Origin of the sequence: Paracidovorax sp. MALMAid1276 (assembly GCF_049198005.1) — a bacterium.
GTDB lineage: Bacteria > Pseudomonadota > Gammaproteobacteria > Burkholderiales > Burkholderiaceae_C > Acidovorax.
This window is the reverse complement of the sequence record NZ_JBMIRS010000080.1, coordinates 19,842-38,466: the sequence shown is the minus strand read 5'-3', so window position 1 is coordinate 38,466 and position 18,625 is coordinate 19,842. Positions and strand designations below refer to the sequence as shown.

14 protein-coding genes are annotated in these 18,625 nt (G+C 66.2%); 1 reads left to right on the top strand and 13 read right to left on the bottom strand.

The features are described from left to right. Positions 1 to 356: 356 nt before the first annotated feature. The 4 genes from tal to ACOQFS_RS05075 form a co-directional block, all read right to left on the bottom strand. A complete protein-coding gene (gene tal / locus ACOQFS_RS05090; protein ID WP_421561829.1) occupies positions 357 to 1,307 on the bottom strand; it encodes a transaldolase in 951 nt (316 codons plus the stop codon). A 10-nt stretch (positions 1,308 to 1,317) separates the two neighbouring features. Then, positions 1,318 to 2,415: an ABC transporter ATP-binding protein gene (locus tag ACOQFS_RS05085; RefSeq protein ID WP_421561828.1), complete on the bottom strand. Its 1,098-nt coding sequence runs from the start codon at positions 2,413 to 2,415 to the stop codon at positions 1,318 to 1,320. Beyond that, positions 2,412 to 4,607, bottom strand: coding sequence for an ABC transporter permease (locus ACOQFS_RS05080; protein ID WP_421561827.1), 2,196 nt, complete (start codon positions 4,605 to 4,607; stop codon positions 2,412 to 2,414). The genes ACOQFS_RS05085 and ACOQFS_RS05080 overlap by 4 nt, the downstream gene beginning before the upstream one ends. 76 nt (positions 4,608 to 4,683) lie before the next feature. Further along, the gene (locus ACOQFS_RS05075) at positions 4,684 to 5,712 is read right to left on the bottom strand and encodes an ABC transporter substrate-binding protein (RefSeq protein WP_421561826.1); all 1,029 of its coding nucleotides are present in this window, start codon (positions 5,710 to 5,712) and stop codon (positions 4,684 to 4,686) included. Positions 5,713 to 5,907: 195 nt separating this feature from the next. Here ACOQFS_RS05075 and ACOQFS_RS05070 point away from each other — a divergent pair, with 195 nt between their 5' ends. After that, complete coding sequence (locus ACOQFS_RS05070; RefSeq protein ID WP_421561825.1) at positions 5,908 to 6,753, top strand: MurR/RpiR family transcriptional regulator; 846 nt, start codon at positions 5,908 to 5,910, stop codon at positions 6,751 to 6,753. A gap of 81 nt (positions 6,754 to 6,834) precedes the next feature. Here ACOQFS_RS05070 and ACOQFS_RS05065 read toward each other — a convergent pair whose 3' ends face one another. The 9 genes from ACOQFS_RS05065 to ACOQFS_RS05025 all read right to left on the bottom strand — a co-directional run bounded on the left by ACOQFS_RS05065 (position 6,835) and on the right by ACOQFS_RS05025 (position 18,316). After that, on the bottom strand, positions 6,835 to 7,110 hold the full coding sequence (locus ACOQFS_RS05065; RefSeq protein WP_421561824.1) for a hypothetical protein: 276 nt from the start codon (positions 7,108 to 7,110) through the stop codon (positions 6,835 to 6,837). 194 nt (positions 7,111 to 7,304) lie between these two features. After that, complete coding sequence (locus ACOQFS_RS05060) at positions 7,305 to 9,215, bottom strand: bifunctional metallophosphatase/5'-nucleotidase (protein ID WP_421561823.1); 1,911 nt, start codon at positions 9,213 to 9,215, stop codon at positions 7,305 to 7,307. A gap of 368 nt (positions 9,216 to 9,583) precedes the next feature. Further along, positions 9,584 to 10,627 carry an ABC transporter ATP-binding protein gene (locus ACOQFS_RS05055; RefSeq protein WP_421561822.1) on the bottom strand — a complete coding sequence of 348 codons (1,044 nt, stop codon included), beginning with the start codon at positions 10,625 to 10,627 and terminating at the stop codon, positions 9,584 to 9,586. Beyond that, positions 10,624 to 11,616, bottom strand: a complete 993-nt coding sequence (locus ACOQFS_RS05050) for an ABC transporter ATP-binding protein (protein ID WP_421561821.1) — start codon at positions 11,614 to 11,616, stop codon at positions 10,624 to 10,626. The genes ACOQFS_RS05055 and ACOQFS_RS05050 overlap by 4 nt, the downstream gene beginning before the upstream one ends. 39 nt (positions 11,617 to 11,655) lie before the next feature. Next, positions 11,656 to 12,567 (bottom strand): ABC transporter permease, encoded by a 912-nt coding sequence (locus tag ACOQFS_RS05045; RefSeq protein ID WP_421561820.1) that lies wholly within the window; start codon positions 12,565 to 12,567, stop codon positions 11,656 to 11,658. 111 nt (positions 12,568 to 12,678) lie between these two features. Beyond that, complete coding sequence (locus tag ACOQFS_RS05040; RefSeq protein ID WP_421561819.1) at positions 12,679 to 14,259, bottom strand: ABC transporter substrate-binding protein; 1,581 nt, start codon at positions 14,257 to 14,259, stop codon at positions 12,679 to 12,681. 88 nt (positions 14,260 to 14,347) lie between these two features. Beyond that, the gene (locus ACOQFS_RS05035) at positions 14,348 to 15,565 is read right to left on the bottom strand and encodes a M20 aminoacylase family protein (RefSeq protein WP_421561818.1); all 1,218 of its coding nucleotides are present in this window, start codon (positions 15,563 to 15,565) and stop codon (positions 14,348 to 14,350) included. Positions 15,566 to 15,607: 42 nt separating this feature from the next. Beyond that, positions 15,608 to 16,588 carry an ABC transporter permease gene (locus ACOQFS_RS05030; protein WP_421561817.1) on the bottom strand — a complete coding sequence of 327 codons (981 nt, stop codon included), beginning with the start codon at positions 16,586 to 16,588 and terminating at the stop codon, positions 15,608 to 15,610. Positions 16,589 to 16,735: 147 nt separating this feature from the next. Beyond that, a complete protein-coding gene (locus tag ACOQFS_RS05025; RefSeq protein ID WP_421561816.1) occupies positions 16,736 to 18,316 on the bottom strand; it encodes an ABC transporter substrate-binding protein in 1,581 nt (526 codons plus the stop codon). Positions 18,317 to 18,625 lie beyond the last annotated feature (309 nt).

Here is an 18,625-nt window from a genome sequence, read left to right as displayed (position 1 = left end):
AATGCCCAGGCATCGACAGGCTCAGCCCGAAAGGTCTTAGGGAGATCGTGCACTGGCTTCGACAGGCTCAGCCCGAACGGATAGGTTGGCGCCCTGGCTTCGACAGGCTCAGCCCGAACGGTCTTAGGGGGATCGTGCACTGGCTTCGACAAGCTCAGCCCGAACGGATGGCGAGGCGCCCCGGTTTCGACAGGCTCAGCCCGAACGGGTGGGATGGCCCCTTGCGAAGCGGTGCCCCGCTTCACACCCAACCCGCACCAGAACACTTCAAAAACAATAGCGGCCAGCGCTTTACCCACAAGCGCTGGCCGCCAAAATCACCAAAACTTGACCCCGGGGCTCCGAGCTCCCAGCCCTCAAGCCGCCAGAATCATCTTCTCCAGCTTCACCGCATCCGCCGCAAACGCCCGAATCCCCTCGGCCAGCTTCTCCGTCGCCATCGCGTCCTCGTTCAACGCATAGCGGAACCCCGCCTCGTCGTAGTTCACCGCAGGCAGGTCCATGGCCTTGGCGGCGTTCGCATCCAGGGCGCGCTGCAAGGGCGCATCACTCGCCGCCAGCTGGGCCAACAGTTCCGGGGCGATGGTCAGCAGGTCACACCCGGCCAGCGCCGTGATCTGGCCCACGTTGCGAAAACTCGCGCCCATCACCTCGGTGGCAATGCCGAAGTGCTTGTAGTGGTTGTAGATCTGCGTGACCGACTGCACGCCGGGGTCGTTGGCGCCCGCGCGGGCGGCCTCGTCCCAGCTGGCGCCGGCCTGCTTCTTGTACCAGTCGTAGATGCGGCCCACAAAGGGCGAGATCAGCTGTACTTTGGCGTCGCCGCAGGCCACGGCCTGGGCGAACGAGAACAGCAGCGTGAGGTTGGTGTGGATGCCCTTGCGCTCCAGCTGCTCGGCGGCCTTGATGCCCTCCCAGGTGGCGGCGATCTTGATGAGCACGCGGTCGGTGTGGATGCCTTCGGCCTGGTACAGCGCGATGATGCGCTCGGCGCGCGTGACGGTGGCGCTGGTGTCAAAGCTCAGGCGGGCATCGACCTCGGTGGACACGCGGCCGGGGATGGTGGCCAGGATCTCGCGGCCGAAGCGCACCAGCAGGCGGTCGATGATTTCATCCATCTCGCGGCCCCGGAACTGGGCCACGGTGTCCTGCAGCAGCGGCGCGTACTCGGGCTTTTGCACGGCCTTGAGGATCAGCGAGGGGTTGGTGGTGGCATCCTGGGGCTGGAACTGCGCCAGTTGCTTGAAGTCGCCGGTGTCGGCAACCACGGTGGTGAACTGTTTGAGGGCGTCGAGTTGGTGCGTCATGGTGGCCCCATTATTCCGCATCGGCCCCAGCGCCTCTGGTACTACCAACCACCGATACCCCCTGGGCGCCCAGGCCCAGCCACACGTCGTCGCCCACGGCCAGCACGTCGTCCAGGTCGGCCGACACCACAAAGATGCTGCCCAGCGCGGTGTCGAAGGTGTATTCGTGCACCGCGCCCAGATAGGCCGATCGCGCCAGCCGCGCGGGCAGCAGCGACAGCCCCTCGCCCTGGCGGCTGATGCGCCAGGATTCGGGGCGCACCGCCACCTGCACCGGACCGCTGCCGGGCACGGTGCGCGGGCGCAGCACCAGGGGGCCGAGCCGCACCGTGCCATCGGCCTCGGCGCTGGCAGGAAACAGCACAGCCTCGCCCATGAAGCCCGCCACGAAGGCGCTGGTGGGGGCTTCATACAGCGCGCGGGGAGCGCCCTGCTGTGCAATCAGCCCCTGGTTCATCACGATGATCTGGTCGCTCACGGCCATGGCCTCGGCCTGGTCGTGCGTGACATAGGCCACGGTGAGCGACAGGCGCTGCTGCAGCGCGCGGATCTCTTCGCGCATCTCGCGGCGCAGGCGCGCGTCGAGGTTGGACAGCGGCTCGTCGAACAGCAGCACCTCGGGCTCCAGCACCAGAGCGCGGGCCAGGGCCACGCGCTGCTGCTGGCCGCCCGACAGCTCGCTGGGCAGGCGGTCGTCCAACCCCAACAGGCCCACACCGCGCAGCGCCTCCACCGCCTTGGTGCGTGCCTGCTCCTTGGGCTGGCCCGACATGCGCAGGCCGTACATCACGTTCTCCACCACGCTCATGTGCGGGAACAGCGCGTAGCTCTGGAACATCATGCTCACGTTGCGCTGCGCGGGGCCGAGCGTGGTCACCTCCTTGCCGCCGATGAAGATCTCGCCCGAAGTGGGCGACTCCAGCCCCGCGATCATGCGCAGGGTGGTGGTCTTGCCGCAGCCCGAGGGACCGAGGATGGTGGTGAGCGTGCCGCGCGGCACCTCGAAGCTGATGCCCTTGACGGCCAGGGCCGCACTGCGGTCGCTGCCGTAGCGCTTGGTGATGTTGCGGAACACGATGCCCGCGGTGTTCGGATGCAGGGGGGTCATTTCGGATCTTTCGAGGCCTGGCGACGTCCGAGGCGGCGCTCGCCCACCAGCAACTGGATGAGCCCGATGGAGGCCGACATGAGAACGATGAGCACCGTGCAGTAGGCCAGCGCCACGCCGTAGTCGCCGTTGCCCACGCGGCCGATGATGTAGGTGGTGGCCAGCTCGTTCTCGGCCGTGACAAGGAAGATCACCGCGCTCACCGTGGTGATGGCGCGCACGAAGCTGTAGACCAGCGCCGCCACCAGCGCGGGCTTGAGCAGCGGCAGCACCACGTGGCGCAAGGTCTGCACGCTGCCCGCGCGCAGCATGGCCGAGGCTTCATCGAGCGACCGGTCGAGCTGCTTGAACGCCGCCGTGCCCGCGCGCACGCCCACCGGCAGGCTGCGGAACATGAAGCACAGCACGATGATGAGCGCGGTGCCCGTGAGCTCGAACGGCGGCACGTTGAAGGCCAGGATGTAGCTCACGCCCAGCACCGTGCCCGGAATGGCGAACGCCAGCAGGGCCGAGAATTCGAACGCGCCCTGCCCCCGGAACTCGGTGCGCGCGAGCAGCCACGCAATGGCCAGCCCCAGGGCGGCGGTGGGCGGCGCCGAGAGGGCCGCAAGCTTGAGGGTGGTGAAGAACGAGTTCCAGGCCGTGCCCGCCCACACCACGCCAAACTCGCCCCACTCCACGCCGAACGCCGTGCGGAAGTGCGCGAGCGTGGGGGTGTAGTCGCGCCCCCAGGTCTGCACCAGGCCACCGGCCAGCGCAAACAGGTAGACGACGAGGGTGAACGCCATCCAGGGCAGCGCCACGCAGTGCACCACGCGGCGCACGCCCACGGGCAGCGGCATGGCGATGCCAGCGTCGCCCTTGCCCGAGACGGTGGTGAAGTTCTGCCGGCCCAGCAGCCCGCGCTGGATGGCAAACACCGTGAGCGCAAAGAAGGTGAGGATCCAGGCCAGCGACGCGGCGCGGCCCTGGTCGTACTGCGCGCCCACGATGGCGAAGAAGATTTCGGTGGAGAGCACGGCAAACTGCCCGCCCACCACGATGGGGTTGCCGAAGTCGGCCATGCTCTCGATGAAACCCACCAGGAACGCATTGGCCAGGCCGGGCTTGAGCAGCGGCAGGGTCACGGTCATGAAGGTCTGGTGCGGGCTGGCGCGCAGGGTTTGCGCGGCTTCTTCGAGGCTGGGCGCCACGCCCTGCACCACGCCACGCATGATCATGAAGGCGATGGGCGTGAAGGCGAAGGTCTGCGCCACCCACACGCCGAGCCACCCGTAGAACCAGCGCGTGGGCGTGATGCCAAACGCATATTCGAGGAACTGGTTGAACACGCCCGCGCGGCCGAACAGCAGGATGAGCCCCAGGCCCACCACAAAGGGTGGCGTGATGATGGGCAAGAGCGCCAGCACGCCAAGCGGGCGGGCGTAGCGGCGCGAGGCGCGCTCGGCCATCAGCGCCATGAAGGTGCCCAGCAGCGTGGTGCTGGTGGCCGTCATGAGCCCCAGGAACAGCGTGTTCCAGGCCACGCCGCAGCGCTGGCCACCGCCAAGGCACGCGAGGCCAAAGTTGCGCTCATGCGCGATGCGCTCCCACATCACGGACAGCGAAAACGGGCCGTCTTCCAGAAAGAACGCAGCCGACAGCGCCTTGAACACCGGGAACACGATGAACAGCGCCAGCAGGCTGCTGCAGCCCAGCACGGCGGCCGCCACAAACAGATCGCCCTTGAAGAAGCCGCGCCGCGCGATGCCGAAGGCCAGCAGCACCAGCAGCGCAGACAGCGCAACGAAGCCGCCCCAACCCATGCCCGGCTGGCGCCGGCCCAGCGGGCCCAGGCTGGCGTTCATCCACTCCAAGGCCCAGCCGCGTGCGCCAATGGTGAATCCGCTGATCAGCAGGGCCGCCAGCCCCAGCGCGCCGCCCGCGATCAGCACCGCGCCTTGCGGGCGACCTGCTGGCAGGGCTGCCCCGACGCCTGCGACCGCCAAGCCCAGCAGGCCCAGCCACAGCCAGGGCCGCCCATGCTGCGCGGCCTGCAGCAGGCCATTGGCGGCCTGCGCCTCGCCCCACACCCGGCCCACGGCCAGCAGGCCATTGGTGTCTTGCTGCGCATACCAGGGCAGCACGAGATAACCCAGGACGCCAAGCATCGCCCAGACCCACAAGGGCCGATTCGGTGCGGACACCTTCATCAGATCAACGGTTCATGGGGGCAACACCGGACAGGACGCACGAAACCGGCGCGGCCGCTCAGGGCGTGCTTCATTTCTAGCGTGCCGCGTTCTGGACTTCTTTTTCCCAGCGCGCAATCAGGCGCCGGCGCTCGGCGCTGGCGCCGTATTTGGCGTAGTCGTAGTTGATGAGCTTGATCTTGGCCGGGTCGGTCATGCGCGGGTCCTTGGGCACCTGCGTGTTGCTGGGCAGCTGAAACTGCTTGGCCGCCAGGCCAAACTGCTGGCCGCCGGGCGTGAGCGCCCACTCATAGAACTTCTTGGCGGTTTCGGTGTTGGGGCCGTCCTTGACGATGCTCATCGAGCCCACCTCGGCGCCCGTGCCTTCGGAGGGCGTGGCCGAACCCACGGGAAAGCCGTTGACGGCCTCGGTGGTCACGTCGTGCACGAAGCTCACCGACACCGTGGTCTCGCCGCGCGCTGCCGCCTTGATGGGCGCGGTGCCCGAGCGGGTATAGGTGCTGATGTTGGGGTGCAGGGCCTTGAGGTATTCGAACGCCTTCTCCTCGCCCATGATCTGCACCAGCGTGGCGATCATGGTGTAGGCCGTGCCGCTGGAGGCGGGGTTGGCCATCTGCACCTCGCCCTTGAGCTCGGGCTTGAGCAGGTCGGCCCACGACTCGGGGGCCTTCAGCTTGCGCTTGGCCAGCAGCTCCTTGTTGAAGCCAAAGCCCAGCGGGCCCAGGTAAACGCCCACGGTGCGGTATTTGGAGTCCGCCGCCTGCTTCTGCGCCCAGGGGTGCAGCTGGGCGAGCTGCGGGGACTTGTATTCGAGCGTGAGGCCCTGCTCGGCCGCCTGCAGATGCGGGTCGCCCGTGCCGCCGAACCAGATGTCGGTCTTGGGGTTGGCCTTTTCGGCGTTGAGCTGCGCCAGCGCCTCGCCCGAGCCCTTGGCAGTGATGTTGACCTTGGTGCCGGTGGTCTTGGCATAGACGGTGGCCATCAGGTTGCACCATTCGGCCTGCACCGAACAGATGACGTTGACCTGGCCCTGCGCGTGCGCAGCGGTGGCAGACACCACAAACAGAACGGCTGCGGACAGGGCCGCGCGGATGGACTGGTGCATGGGTGGGTCCCCGGGTGTGAATATGACAAGGAAGTTACAGGCCATCGTAGACCCGCCCCTGCGACCCGCGCACAGGGGTAAACCCAAGGGCGGGCCGCCTGCGCTGTAACCCGTGGCCCAGCCGGGGTGAAACGCAGTTACCATTTATTGCCCTCCCCCTCTTCATGCTTGCCTGCCGCCCCGGCGCCCCCTCCCATGCTCGACCGCATCACCGCCTCGCTTTCGTCCCTGGCCCCCGCCGAGCAACGCGTTGCCAGGCTCGTGCTGAGCGACCCCCGCGCGTTTGCGCGCCTGCCCGTGCGCGAGCTGGCCGAACGCGCGCACGTGAGCAAGCCCACGGTGGTGCGCTTTTGCCGCAGCATGGGCTATGACGGGCTGGCGGACTTCAAGCTCAAGCTCGCGGGCAGCGTGAGCGAGGGCGTGCCCTTCATCCACCGCAGCGTGGATGTGGACGACAAGACGGGCGACGTGCTGGTGAAGGTGGTGGACAACGCGGTGGCCGCGTTTCTGCAATACCGCAACGCCGCCAGCACGGTGGCGCTGGAGCGCGCAGCCGAAGCGATTGCCGCCACCTGGCAGACGGGCAAGCGCATCGAGTTCTACGGCGTGGGCAATTCGGGCATCGTGGCGCAGGACGCGCAGCACAAGTTCTTCCGCCTGGGCGTGACCTCCATCGCCACCAGTGACGGCCACATGCAGGTGATGAGCGCCACCTTGCTGGGTCCTGGCGACTGCGCGGTGATCATCTCCAACTCGGGCCGCACACGCGACCTGATGGACGCGGCCGACATCGCGCGCAAGAACGGCGCCACAACAATAGCCATCACGGCCAGCGGCTCGCCCCTGGCCAGCACCTGCCAGATTCACCTGGCGGCCGACCACCCCGAGGGCTACGACCGCTACAGCCCCATGGTGTCGCGCCTCATGCACCTGCTCATCATCGATGTGCTGGCCACCTGCGTGGCCTTGCGCATTGGCGGCTCGCTGCAGCCCATCCTGCAGCAGATGAAGGAAAACCTGCGCGCCAAGCGGTACGCCTGAGGCTTGGGCCGCGCAGCCCTTGCGCGGCCCAGCCCTTGTGCAGCTCTCGGCCCTTGCGCAGCGCAGTTTTTTTTGTACAGCTCAGTCCTTGCGCTGCGCGGTGTATTCGAAGCCGCCGATGTGCTTGAACAGCACGTTGTACAGCGCGCAGCCCGCCAGCACCACAAGATAGCCGAACACGAGATAGACCACCGGGAAGATCAGCACCATCCAGAACGGGGGTGCCTGCTCGGCGGGCGCAAGAAGCGTGGCGAACGCAAAGAACGGAACCAGGACGACCAGCGAGCCCAGGGCCATGAGCACGCCGAAGACCTTGGCGTTCTGATGGGGGGAGAGTCGTTCGATTTGCTGTTTCATGTCGCGCCTCCTCGCGCTGCGGGTGGATGTCTGCGGCGGGTGGGACTTGCGCAGCGCAGCCCCTTGCGGTGCCGCCGCAGCCCCACCGCCAGCGCGCAGACTATAGCCTTGAGATGCTCTTAAAACAATAGCTGCCAGCGCTTACCCATCAAGCGCTGGCAGCCATTTTTGCTTCAAACCCGACGCGCAGCCCGTCAGTTCGCGAAGCTCCGGGTGCTGTACAGCTCCACGGGCAGGCGCTGCAGCACGGGCAGCCCGGTGGCTGCGTCCTTGGCCTGCTTGTCGATGTAGCTGAAGAACACGTCGGCGTCCAGCACACCGATGTCCAGACGGCGCGCAGCGGGCACGGCGGCCAGGGTCTTGTAGCCGTCGCCGCCGGTGGCGTTGAAGCTCAGCACGAACAGCTTGTAGGTCTTGGCCAGATCCAGCGGACCCCAGGTGCCGGTGGCGGCGTTGCGCACTTCGATGTTGCTCACGCGGCTGCCGAACGCGGCCTGGGTGTTCACGTCGTAGCGCAGGCCGCCGGTGTAGGGATACGGGCCGGTGGAGCCGCCGGGGCCGTACACGGCCTCCAGGCCGTCTTCGAGCATGCCCTTGGCCTCCTGGCCGGTGATGTCCAGGCGGAACAGCATGTTGCCGAACGGCAGCACCTGGATCACCTGCGCGGCCGTCACCGTGCCCTGCAGCGGGATGCGCACGCCGCCGCCGCTTTGCAGCGTGATGTCGGCGCCGCCGTATTTTTCGTTGGCCACTTCCAGATAGGCCTGGGCCACCAGCTGCTGGATGTCGCCGCCGCGCAGGCTCACGCTGCCTGCGGCATTGCAGGCGGCGCTGGAGCGGCTGTAGTCCACCGAGCCCACGCCGCCGGGCACGCGGCGCGAGCACAGCTCTTGCGGCACCACGGCCACCTGGGTCTGGTTGAACACGGCCACGCGGTCCTTGAAAGGCTGCAGTGCGGTGGTGGCGGGGGCCGATGGCGTGGTCACGCGCAGCACGCCGGCCGCTGCGGCGCTGGCCTTGAGGGCGGCCTTCTCGGCGTCGGTCGCGGCCTTGCCGGCGATGGTGAAGCTGTCGCCGATCAGCACATGCGGGGTGCCTGCGCACTGCGTGACCTCGCCCTGCGCGTTGAAGCTGACCTTGAGCTCGCCCACCACCTGCGCATATTCCCAGGCCTGCACCACGCACACGGGCTTGCCGTCCTTGTCGGTGATGCGGGTGGGATAGGCGCCGGCGGGGGAGCCCACACCGGTGCTGGTCAGCGCGGCCGGGCCGAGCAGGGTGTGCGAATCGCCGCCCACCACCACGTCCACACCGGACAGGCGCGCAGCCACCTGCTTGTCGTATTCGTAGCCGATGTGGCTCAGCACGATGATCTTGTGGATGCCCTTGGCGCGCAGCGCGTCGATCTCGCGCTGGGCGGCGGCGGTTTCGTCCTGGAAGGTTGTGCCCGGATCGGGGCTGGACGAGGCCTGGGTCTTTTGCGCAATCGTCAGGCCCACGATGCCGATCTTCTGGCCGTCGCGCTCCACCACGGTGGAGGGGCTGACGTAGCCCGGCGCGCGCGTGGCGTTGAGCGCCGAGTTGGGGCCGAACTGCACGTTGGCGCTGAGCACGGGCGTCTTGCAGTTGCCCTTGCGCAGCAGGTCCAGAAAGTTCTTGAGGCCGCTGTCGCCCTTGTCGAATTCGTGGTTGCCCAGCGTGAAGGCGTCGAAACACACGGTGTTCATCAGCGCGGCGTCGGCCTCGCCATCGGCCCCGGCGCGGTTGAAGTACAGCGTGCCGGTGAGCGCATCCCCCGCGTGCAGCTTGAGCACATGGGCCGACTGCGCCGCGAGTTCGTTGATGGCCGCCGCGACACGGGGAAAGCCCCCGGCGTCGACGGCCACGTCTACCGCCGCGGCGCCACCGGCCGAGAGCTTGAGCGTGCGGGATTTCGATTCGAGCGTCGAATGGTGGTCGTTGATGTGCAGGATGGTGAGCTCCAGCGGCTTGCCCGCAGGCTCGCCGTCGCCGGAGCCGCCACAGGCGGCCAGCGCACCCGCCGCCGCCAGGGCCAGCAGGCCCCCGCGCAGGCGCAGCCGTGTGGCCCACCCGCTCTTCGTCATCGTCCTCGTCCTCGTCGTCGTCGTCGTCGTCGTCGTGTTCGCCATCGGTGGACTCCTTCGCCAAATGTTCGGTGCGTGCGAATGCACAAGAGGTGCATGGTCTGCAGCCACCGTGACAAGGGCATGAAGGAAAGGGCTGCGCCGGTGCGCGAACGCACGAACGAAAGCGCGAAGGGACGATGAATCTGTGCAGTGAATCAGCACAGTGAATCAGGGGGGGAAGACGGCGCCCCCATGAAAACGCCACGGGCTCCCCGCAAGGAGCCCGTGGCGCACAGGGCCTGCCGGGGCCCCGAAAATTTGAGTGAAAACAGCCCTCAGCGCTTACTCACCAAGGGCTTGTAGCTACATTTTCAATAGCAATTCAGTCAGATACGGCCTTCTTCCACCGCGTGGCACGCGATGCGGATGCCGCCGATGGACAGCAGCTGGGGCCGCTCATTGCGGCAGCGGTCGTTGGCGTGCGGGCAACGGGGGTTGAAGGCGCAGCCCGGCGGCGGGTTCAGCGGGTTGGGCACCTCGCCCTGCACGGGGGTGCGCGCCTTGCCCGTGTCGTGCATCTTGGGGATGGCATCGAGCAGCATGCGCGTGTAGGGGTGGCGCGGCGTGTCGAACAGCGTGTGCTTGTCGGCCAGCTCCACCAGGCGGCCCAGGTACATCACGCCCACCTGGTCGCTCACGTGGCGCACCACGGCCAGGTTGTGGCTGATGAACAGGTAGGTGAGCTGCCGCTCGCGCTGCAGGTCCTTCATGATGTTGAGCACCTGGGCCTGCACCGACACGTCGAGCGCGCTGGTGGGCTCGTCGCACACCAGGAACTCGGGCTCGGTGGCGAGGGCACGTGCAATGGAGATGCGCTGGCGCTGGCCGCCCGAGAACTGGTGCGGGTACTTGACCATGTCCAGAGGCGACAGGCCCACCGACTTGAGCAGTTCGCCCACGCGCTGCTTGAGCGCGGCCTTGTCGGTGATGAGGCCGTGTTCCTTGAGCGGCTCGCCGATGATGTCCTCCACCAGCCAGCGCGGGTTCAGGCTGGCGTAGGGGTCCTGGAAGATCATCTGGATGCGCCGGCGCATGGCGCGCGCATCGTTGCCCTTGAAGGCGGCGTGGGCGTCCTTCCCGTCAAACGTGAGGCCGCCGCGCGTGGGGTCGTACAGGCCCACCAGCAGGCGCGCCACGGTGCTCTTGCCGCAGCCCGATTCGCCCACCAGGGCGAGTGTCTTGCCCTTTTCAATCTCGAAGCTCACGCCATCGACCGCGTGCAGCAGGGTGCGTGGCTTGCGTTCGATCACGCGGTTGAGCCAGGGGGCCGACACGTCGAAGGTCTTGGCCAGGTCGTGCGCCTGGACCAGGGCCTTGCCTTGCACGGGCGCAGCGCTGGCCGCGCGGGGGGTGGTTGCAGCGGCGCTCATGCGGTCACCTCGGCACGGGGGGTGGCAGGGGCGCCAGCGTGCAGCCAGCAGGCCGCACGCGTAGTGCCAGCGGCCATGAGTTCGGGGCGTTCGGTCATGCAGCGGTCAAAGGTCTGGGGGCAGCGGGGGTTGTAGGCGCAGCCCTTGGGGATGGCGTTCAGGCGCGGCATGGCGCCATCGATCTGGTTGAGGCGTTCGCGGTCCTGCTCCATGTCGGGGATGGAGGCCATCAGCCCGGCGGTGTAGGGGTGCGAGGGCTTGTTGATCACGTCGTGCACCGGGCCGATCTCGGCCACGCGGCCCGCGTACAGCACGGCCACGCGGTCGCAGGTCTCAGCGATCACGCCCATGTCGTGCGTGATCAGCATCACGGCCGCGCCGCGCGATTTGCAGATGTTCTTGAGCAGCGTGATGATCTGCGCCTGGATGGACACGTCGAGCGCCGTGGTGGGCTCGTCGGCCACGATGAGCTGCGGCTCGGCCGCGAGGGCCAGCGCGATCACCACCCGCTGGCGCATGCCGCCGGAGAACTGGTGCGGGTAGTGGTCGATGCGCTCGGCCGCTGCGGGAATGCCGGTGTCCTGCAGCAGTGCAATGGCGCGCTGGCGCGCCTCGGCCGCGGTGACGGGCAGATGGGCCAGGATGGTTTCGGTGAGCTGGCGGCCCACGGTGTACAGCGGGTTCAGCGAGGTCAGCGGGTCTTGAAAGATGGCCCCGATGCGCCGGCCGCGGATGGTGCGCATCTGGTCGCTATTGAGGTTGTCGATGCGCTGGCCCTCCAGCAGGATCTGGCCCGAGGCGACGCGGCCCGGGGGCTCCAGCAGGCCGATGATGGCGGCGCCGGTGAGCGACTTGCCCGCGCCGGACTCTCCCACCACGCCCAGGATCTCGCCGGGTGCGATGGAAAAGGAAATGTCGTCCAGGGCGCGCAGGGTACCGCGGCGGCCAGGAAATTCGACTACGAGGTTTTTGACTTCGAGAAGACTCATGGGATCTCGCTTTTCTCTTCTTTTCTTGTTCTGTTCTGACTAGCGCAGGCGGGGGTTGAGCGCGTCGCGCAGCCAGTCACCCAGCAGGTTCACCGACAGTGCGATCAGCACCAGCATCGCGCCGGGGAACACGGTGATCCACCATTCGCCCGAGAACAGGTAGTCGTTGCCGATGCGGATCAGCGTGCCCAGCGAGGGCGAGGTGGGCGGCGCACCCACGCCCAGGAACGACAGCGTGGCCTCGGTGATGATGGCCGTGGCCACCTGGATCGTGGCCAGCACCATGACGGGGCCCATCACGTTGGGCAGCACGTGCTTGCGCATGATGCGCAGGGACGAAACGCCCGTCACGCGCGCAGCCTGCACGTATTCCTTGTTGCGCTCCACCAGCGTGGAGCCCCGCACCGTGCGCGCGTACTGCACCCAGCCGGTCAGCGAGATCGACAGGATCAGCACGCCGAAGGCCAGCGACTCGTGTGCGTTGGGGAACAACGCCCGGCCCACACCCGCGATGAGCAGGGCCACCAGGATGGCGGGGAAGGACAGCATCACGTCGCACAGGCGCATGAGCACGCCGTCGATCCAGCCGCCGCGAAAGCCCGCAAGCAGGCCGAAGGCCACGCCCACGACCACGGAGAGCACCACGGAGGCCAGGCCGACCACGAGCGAGATGCGGGCGCCGTAGATCAGCGCGGAAAGAATGTCGCGGCCCTGGTCGTCGGTGCCCAGGGGGTATTTGAGGGTGCCTTCGGCGCTCCAGGCCGGCGGCAGCCGCGCGTCGCTGAGTTCCAGCGTGGCCAGGTCAAACGGGTTGTGCGGTGCAACCCATCCGGCAAACAGCGAACAGAACACACAGACGAGGGCAATGGCGGCAGCCACCATCGCCATGGGCGACGTGCGGAAGCTGTAGCCGATGTCGCTGTCGAACCAGCGTGCAAGGGTAGTTTTCATTGTGGGGAAACCAGTTAACGTATGACAACCCGCAGGGCGGGTAGCCGCTGCGGGTTGCCGTGGGCCTTTTGCAAGGTCGATTGCACCAGGCCCGGGGAGTTGAATTGCTTTTTACTTCTCGATGCTCATCCACTTGAAGTGCATGAAGTTGTCGGCCAGTTGCACGAGCTTCACGTTCTTCTTCACGCCCCAGGCCAGCGCCTGCTGGTGCAGGGGCAGGTGGCCCACATCGGCGGCGTGCAGATCAAAGGCTTCCTTGATCATGGCGTCGCGCTTGGCCTTGTCGGTTTCCGACTGGATCTTGAGGGTGAGCTCGTCCACCTTGGGGTTGCAGTAGGCGCCCAGGTTGAACTGGCCCGCGCCCTTGTCGTCCACGCAGCGCACCAGCGCATTGAGGGCGTTGTGCGAGTCGTAGGTGGAAGGCGTCCAACCCAGCATGTAGAAGCTGGTGTCGCGGCGCAGCACCTTGGGGAAATAGGTGCCCTTGGTCTCGGCCGCCAGGTTGATCTTGACGTTGATGCGCGAGAGGTTGGCCGCCACGGTCTGGCAGATGCGGCCGTCGTTCACGTAACGGTCGTTCGGGCAGTTCATGGTCACTTCGAAGCCGTTGGGGTAGCCCGCATCGGCCATGAGCTTCTTGGCCGCCTCGACGTCGTAGGGCAGGCGTTTGGCATCGGGCTGGAAGCCGTTGATGCCGGGGCCCACCAGCAGCGCGGAGGGGTTGGAGGCGCCGCGCATGACGGTGCGCTTGATGCCCTCGATGTCGATGGCCTGGTAGAAGGCCTGGCGCACACGCTTGTCCTTGAAGGGGTTCTTGCCCTTGACGTTGGAGTACAGCAGCTCGTCGCGCTTCTGGTCCATGCCCAGGAAGATGGTGCGCAGCTCGGGGCCGGTGATGGCGCGGGTGTTGGCGCTGGCGTTCACGCGCTCGATGTCCTGCACGGGCACCGGCTCCATCACGTCCACCTCGCCCGACAGCAAGGCTGCCACGCGCGTGGCGTCGTTGCCGATGGGCGTGAAGATGACTTCGCTCACGTTGCCTTCGATCTTGCCCCAGTAGGTGCCGTTGCGCGTGAACACGGTGCGCACGTTGGGCTGGCGCTCGCGCAGGCGGAACGGGCCGGTGCCGTTGGCACGGAACGAGGCCGCGTTCTCGATGCCCTTGCGGCGATCCACGGGCGCCGTGGCCTGGTTGGTCTCGCACCACTTCTTGCTCATGATGTATACGAGCGAGATCACGTCGGGCACGATCGGGAAGGGCGACTTGGTTTCGATCTCGACCGTGTAGTCGTCGATCTTGCGCACTTCCTTGAAGTCGTTGGTGTAGCTCTTCATGTCGGAGCCTTCCACCTGGGTGCGCCCGAAGCTGAACACCACGTCGTCGGCGGTGAACGGCGTGCCGTCATGGAATTGCACGCCCTTGCGCAATTCGAAGCGCCAGACGGTGGGCGAGGTCTGCTTCCAGGCCGTGGCCAGGGCGGGCGCCAGGCTCAGGTCCTTGTTGCGCGCCACGAGCGGCTCGTACACGTTGCCGGTCACGCTCAGCTGCAGCGACTCGTTGAGCGAGTGCGGGTCCATCGACAGCGAGTCGCCCTGGTTCGCAATGCGGATGGTCTGGGCGCTGGCGACCAGGCTCGCTGCGGCCAATGCGACAAAGACTGCTGAACGGGCAACTTTCTTCTGGAATTTCATCGGAAACCTCCTGGTGGTGAAAAGTGTGTCGAAAGCATGGAACAAATGCACGGATAGGGAAAGGAGGGGTTGCCGCCGGCCTGCACTCTCACAGGGCGGGCAGCGGCATGGACTGCTCGATCAGGCTGGCGTGCAGCGCCGAGCCCAGGGGCAGGATGTCGTCGTTGAAGTCATAGCGGCTGTTGTGCAGCGCGCCGCCGCTGGCGCCCATGCCCTGCCCGATGCGCAGGTAAGCGCCGGGCTTGGTCTGCAGCATGAAGGCGAAGTCTTCCGCGCCCATGCTGGGCTCCAGGTCGCGCACCACGTGGTCGGATCCCACGATCGCCTCTGCCACATCGCCCGCGAAAAGCGCTTCGCTTTCGCTGTTGATGGTGGCGGGATAGATGCGCTCGTAGTGCACCGTGGCCGTGGCGCCAAAGCCCAGGGCAATGGCATTGCACATTTCCTTGAGGCGGCGCTCGACGGTTTCCTGCACCTGCGGATCGAAGGTACGCACGGTGCCCACCAGCGTGGCGGAGCCAGGCAGCACGCTGAACGCGCCCAGGTCGCCCGCCTGCACGGCGCACAGGCTGACCACGGCGCTCTCGATGGGACGCACATTGCGCGCCACGATGCTTTGGGCTGCCGTGATGATGTGCGCAGCCACCAGCACCACGTCCACCGTCTGGTAGGCGTGGGCGCCGTGGCCGCCGCGGCCCGTGATCTCGATGGTGACGCGGTCGGCCGCGGCCATCATCGCACCGGGGTTGAGCCCGACCGTGCCCGGCTTCATCGCCGGCCAGTTGTGCATGGCGTACACCGACTGCACCGGGAACCGGTCGAACAGGCCGTCCTCCATCATCACGCGCGCACCCGCAAAGCCTTCCTCGCCGGGCTGAAAGATCAGCACGGCGGTTCCGTCGAAGTTGCGCGTCTCGGCCAGGTAGCGCGCGGCGCCCACCAGCATGGCGGTGTGGCCGTCATGACCGCAACCGTGCATCAGGCCCTGCTTGCACGACTTCCAGGTGAAGTCGTTGTGCTCGGCCAGGGGCAGCGCATCCATGTCGGCGCGCAGCCCCACCATGCTGCCGCTGGCCGTGCTGCGCCCGCGCACGACGGCCACGATGCCGGTACGGCCGATTCCGTCGTGGATCTCGTCCACGCCGCACGCCTTGAGGGCTTCCTTCACCCGGCTGCCGGTATAGACCTCCTCAAAGCCCAGTTCGGGATGCGCGTGCAGGTCGCGGCGCAGCGCGGTCAGCTCGGGGTGGTAGTGCGCGATGTGCGCAAACGCCCGGCCACCGGCCTTGTAGCGAAGGGGCTGCATGTCAGTCGTCCACCGTGCTGCGATTCAGGCGGTGCTGCATCTTTAGTGCCCCCCGGCCTTGCCCACGCGCAGCCGCGGGTCCACCGCAAAGTACAGCAGGTCCACTACGAGGTTGATGACCACGAAGATCAGCGCGATCAGGCACAGGTAGGCTGCCATCACGGGAATGTCGGCAAAGGTCACGGCCTGGATGAACAAGAGGCCCATGCCCGGCCACTGGAACACGGTCTCGGTGATGATGGCAAATGCGATCAGGCCACCCAGCTGCAGTCCGGTGATGGTCATCACGGGCACCAGCGTGTTCTTGAGCGCATGGCCGAAGTGGATGGCCCGGTTGGACAGGCCCCGCGCACGCGCAAACTTGATGTAGTCGGTGCGCAGCACTTCGAGCATCTCTGCCCGTACCAGCCGCATGATCAGCGTGAGCTGGAAGATGGCCAGCGTGATGGCCGGCAGCGTGATGTGGTGCCAGCCCTTGGCCTTGAGCAGGCCGGTGCTCCACCAGCCCAGCTGTACCACTTCGCCGCGGCCGAAGCTGGGGAACCAGCCCAGGGTCACGGCGAACACCAGGATCAGCAGAATGCCGATCAGGAAGGTCGGCAGGGACACACCCAGCAGCGACAGTGTCATGAACACCTGGCTGGTGAACGTGCCGCGCTTGAGCGCCGCATACACGCCCATGGGCACGCCGATCACGAGGGCCAGGAACGCAGCCACGAGGGCCAGTTCCAGCGTGGCCGGGAAGCGCTCGGCAATCAGGCGCGACACCTTGGCGCCCTGGCGCAGGCTCAGGCCGAATTCACCCTGCGCCGCATTCACCAGGAAGTGGCCGAACTGTACGAAGAAGGGTTTGTCGAGCCCCAGCGAGGCGCGCAGCTCGCGGATCTGCTCTGGGGTGGCATCCTGGCCCAGCAGGAACACCACGGGGTCTCCCACATACTGGAACAGCATGAAGGAGATGAAGGCCACCGTGACCATGACAATCACAGCCTGGATCAGGCGGCGCAAAATAAAGGCAAGCATCGGAAGGTCGAGTGAGTGTTCGATGGGAGCGCCAGCGCCACTTTTGATGGCACGGGCACTGACTGGCTATACGTCGTCGTCTAACTAAACCAAAGAGAGCAAGGACCGTGCGGCCCTTGCTCTCCATGGGGGATCACCGAGAATAAATCAGTTGACCTTGACCGTACGCATGTCCACGCGGTTGTCCGCGCGGTGCACCAGCTCGATGTTCTTCTTCACCGCCCAGGGGATGACCTGGTCATGCAGCGGGATGTGCGAGACCGTGTCGTTGGACAACTGCAGCGCTTCGGTCAGCATGCGGGCACGCACGGGGGCATCGGTCTCGCCCTTGATGCGGTCCACGAGGTAGTCCATGCGCTGGTTGCTGTAGCGGCCCACGTTGTAGTTGCCGTCGCCGCCCTGGCCGACGGTGCGCACCAGGGATTGCAGGCTGTACAGCGCATCAAAAGTGGGCACGCCCCAGCCCAGCATGTAGATGCTGGCTTCGTAGCGCTGGATCATGGGGAAGTAGTTGACCAGTGGCAGGGTGCGCAGCTTGGCCTTCACGCCCACGCGCGACCACATGGCCGTCACGGCCTGGCAGATCGCCTCGTCGTTGATGTAGCGGTTGTTGGGGCAGGCAAAGTCCACCTCAAACCCGTCGGGGTAGCCAGCTTCGGCCAGCAGCTTCTTCGAAGCCTCGACGCTGTAGGGGAAACGCTTGCCAACAGCTTCGGTGTAGCCGGCCACCTGGGGTGCCACGATGGTGCCCGTGGGCTTGCCCAGGCCGCGCATGATGTTGCGCGAGATGGTTTCTGCGTCGATGGCCTGGTAAAGCGCCTTGCGCACGCGCACGTCCTTCAAGGGGTTCTTGCCCTTGATGTTGGAGCCGGGCAGTTCGTCGCGGAACTGGTCCATGCCCAGGAAGATGGTGCGGTTTTCGATGCCGTCAATCACCTTCAGGTCAGGGCTGGCACGCAGGCGGCCCAGATCCTGTGGCGTGGGGTCCAGCACCATGTCCACCTCACCCGACAGCAGCGCCGCAATGCGCGTCGCGGCCGACTTGATCGGCGTGTAGACAATCTCTGTCACGTTGCCGTCCATCTTGCCCCACCAATTGGGGTTGCGCTTGAACACCATCTTCACGTCGGGCTGCCACGAGTCCAGCGTGTAAGGGCCCGTGCCCATGGCGTTGCGATGGGCAAAGTTTTCATCCGTGCCCTTGATGTCCTTGGGCTCGACGGACTTGTTCTTTTCTGCCCAGGCCTTGCTCATCATGCGCAGCTCAGTCATCTGGCGCAGCAGCACGGGGTTCGGCGTCGACAGGATCACGTCCACCGTCTGGGCGTCCACCTTGACCACCTTGCTGATGCCTTGCACATAGGGCGTGAAGTTCGACGTCTTGGCCATAGCGCGCTGGAGCGAGTACACCGCATCGTCGGCGGTGAAAGCCGACCCGTCATGGAACTTGACGCCTTGGCGCAGCGTGAATCGGATCTGCGTGGGGCTCACTTCCTTCCAGGAAGTGGCAAGCACGGGCTCCACGTCAAACGTCTTGCTGTTGTAGTAGACCAGGCTCTCATACACGTTGGCATGAATGCCGTTTTGCAGCGCGTTGTTTTGGGAATGAATATCCCATGTCGCAATTTCGCCCTGACTCGCCCACTTGAAAGGCTTGGCGTGGAGCGCTGGAGTCACCAGCAACGCAGCGGCTGCGGCCACCGACAGAAGACTGTATTTGAGTTTCATGGAACCCTCTTGAATAAAAGTTTTACTATGCAGTAAAGGTTGCTCTATAGCCAACGGGAAATCCCTGAATCCCGGGCGCCCAGAAGGGCCTCTAGAGGCATATTTGGGAGGTTCGGATCATGCAAGGTTGGTGCCAGCGCATTGCACCAAGACGCCTCAAAGTGCGTGCACCCTACTTGAGGAGGGCACGCAGGCAGGGTTGGCTGATCCCAAACCGTCTCGATGTGCACGGAGTTACCACGCACCTTTGAGCCATATGGCTGATGCACGGGTTCTGCGGCGGGTACTTTGCAACAAGCAACGGGCATG